Origin of the sequence: Fodinibius sp. (assembly GCF_041642155.1) — a bacterium.
Taxonomy (GTDB): domain Bacteria; phylum Bacteroidota; class Rhodothermia; order Balneolales; family Balneolaceae; genus Fodinibius.
The window spans coordinates 1-2668 of record NZ_JBEPWZ010000364.1 but is presented as its reverse complement, the minus strand read 5'-3'; the positions used below and the strand labels follow the sequence as shown (position 1 = coordinate 2668).

The window sequence follows — 2668 nt, the reverse complement described above, 5'->3', positions numbered from 1 at the left end:
ATTCCCGCTCTTAAGGTGGTAAGATTATAATTCCCTTGCCTGAGAATTTCCTCCACCCGCTTTCTTGATGCCAGATGCTTTGACAGCTTTTTCTCATTTACAATGCCCCCAAGGTAAATAACCTGCTTTACCCCGGTCTGCTCAAGGCGGATTTTGAAGTTTTCAGCTGACGTTGCTTCCATCTGTTCAAACTTGTCGATTGATGCTGACATAGAATGAATGAGATAGTATGCAGCATCTATATCAGATGGAATATTGCGTAACGTTTCTTCTTTGAGAAAATCAACTTCAACTGCCGTTACTTTGTGGTCAGTGTATTTTTTAACATCAAAACGTTTTTTGTCGCGCACACAACAAACCACTTCATGCCCTGCATCGAGTAGGGCAGGGAGCAGCCGTTGGCCGATGTACCCGGTTGTTCCTGTAAGTAGTATCTTCATTTTATGTATGAAAATTGCCGGCGCCGGAAATTCATTTACCGGTACCCGGAAAAGGAACAGAAAATTGATGGAAAAGGTTTTCCTTATAACTCAGGTATTTTTGTATAACCTCTTTCGTCCGGTCTGTACTTCCATCGTCCACCAGCAACAATTCCCAGTTCCCGTATGATTGTTCCATCACGGACTGAATAGTCTCCCCGATATAATCTTCAGCATTATACGCAGGTACAATGCCGGATACCTTGGGATTAGCTTTACTCATAGGCATAGTAGGTGTATCCCTCTCTTATTCGAATGCATGATGTCAACAGTCAAGGCCCCCTTGATTAGGTGACCCGCTTTTTGAATCGGCGTACGTAATTTTATTCCCGCCATTCAAGTGCCGACCATCTCCACCCTTTGATATGTCCCTGCATCTAAAAAGTTCCCTGATTTCTACCTATTTATTTTCCGAGCCTATGCTTTCCAGATCTGCTTTTCGTTCTTTGGTTCTATCTTTTTCATAGCATTCCTGGTATCAATAATGAGATCATTCCAGTCCGCCAGCTGCTGGTAATTGATATCGGAATGATTCGTTGAGATGATGACCGCGTCAAAGTCGGAAATGGTTTCTTTATCCCACGTTACGCTTTCCAACCCGGTCCACTCGGCATGCTCCCGGGTTTCATGTATTCTCGGGATATAGGGATCATGGTACGACACATTCGCTTCATATTCACTGAGCAGATCCATCAGCTTGAAGGTAGGCGACTCCCGCAAATCGTCTACATCCGGCTTATAGGCCAGACCGATAATCAAGATATTACTGTCATTGAGCGGGAGCTGATGAGCATTCATTGCCTTGATCGTTTGCTCTATCACATAGTCTGGCATACTCGTATTGATCTCGCCCGCCAGCTCAATAAAGCGCGTGTGCTGTTCAAATTCCCTGGCTTTCCAGGTCAGGTAAAAGGGATCGATGGGGATACAGTGCCCCCCCAAACCCGGACCCGGGGTAAACTTCATAAACCCAAAGGGCTTGGTCGCCGCCGCATCCAACACTTCGTGCACATCGATATCCATTTCCTTGAATACCACTTTAAGTTCATTAACCAGCGCAATATTTACCGAACGAAAAATATTTTCGGTCAGCTTTACCGCTTCGGCAGTCCTGTTGTTGGAAACGGGAACCGTCTCTACGACGATGCTATCGTACAGCTCCGCGGCAATGGCCAGCGCATCCGAACCGTGGGCGCCCACCACCTTCGGGATCCCCGCGGTATTGAACTGGGGATTCCCGGGATCTTCGCGTTCCGGGCTGTAAGCCACAAAGAAATCTTCTCCCGATGTCATACCTGTCGTCTTTTCGAGGATGGGAATAATCAGCTCATCGGTAGTCCCTGGATAGGACGTGGATTCTAAAATGATCAGCTGTCCTTTTTGTAAATACTTGCTTATGGTACGGGTCGTCTGTTCCACATACTGCATATCCGGTTCCCGGTAGGCATTCAGCGGTGTCGGCACGCACATTAGAATTACATCCATTTCCGCAAGTCCCCTAAAGTCCACGGTGGCCGAACACTTTTCAGACCCTGCAAGCTTACCCATCATTTCCTTGCCCAGGTGTTTTATGTAGGGGGTGCCACTGGTTAAATTATCGGTCTTTGTCTGGTCAACATCAAAACCTGTGACCGGAAATCCCTCCTCGTGAAACGTCCATAACAGGGGCAGTCCCACGTATCCCAGCCCGACAATACCCACTCGAGCCGTTCGTGCCCCAATACGGCTTATAAAATTATCTCTAAGGTCATCAACCCCTTTTTTCTCTGATTTATATAATCCATTTTTAGAACTTCGCAATTCTTGAATAGTCTTCATTCTTATCTTTATTTACGTTAATTTCTTGTTGGTCTTCTCTAATCATATCCTCAATCAGCTCGTCAAAAGTAAATTTCGGTTCCCATCCCAGATCCTCACGAGCCCGCGTGGCATCTCCGATAAGCAAGTCCACTTCAGTGGGGCGGAAATAGCGGGGATCGATCTCAATGATAGTGTCCCCCGTTTCGGCGTTGATCCCTTTTTCATCAAGCCCTTTCCCTATCCATTCCAGGGTAATGCCCGTATGCCGGAAGGCGCGTTCACAGAAATCACGGACCGTATGGGTTTTTCCCGTAGCCAGCACAAAGTCTTCAGGCTCTTCCTGCTGCAACATCAGGTACATGCCCTCGATATAATCTTTCGCATGTCCC

At 46.8% G+C, this 2668-nt stretch carries 4 protein-coding genes; all 4 read right to left on the bottom strand.

Translation table 11 applies throughout. From position 1 onward, the window contains the following. The coding region (locus tag ACESLU_RS13980; protein ID WP_372639247.1) for an NAD(P)H-binding protein at positions 1 to 440 on the bottom strand (440 nt) is incomplete at its 3' end. A gap of 31 nt (positions 441 to 471) precedes the next feature. Further along, on the bottom strand, positions 472 to 702 hold the full coding sequence (locus ACESLU_RS13975; protein WP_372639246.1) for a glycosyltransferase family 2 protein: 231 nt from the start codon (positions 700 to 702) through the stop codon (positions 472 to 474). A 194-nt stretch (positions 703 to 896) separates the two neighbouring features. After that, positions 897 to 2297, bottom strand: a complete 1401-nt coding sequence (locus ACESLU_RS13970) for a nucleotide sugar dehydrogenase (protein ID WP_372639245.1) — start codon at positions 2295 to 2297, stop codon at positions 897 to 899. Further along, positions 2266 to 2668: GDP-mannose 4,6-dehydratase (locus tag ACESLU_RS13965; RefSeq protein ID WP_372639243.1), on the bottom strand; the 403-nt coding region annotated here is incomplete at its 5' end. The genes ACESLU_RS13965 and ACESLU_RS13970, both read right to left, overlap by 32 nt.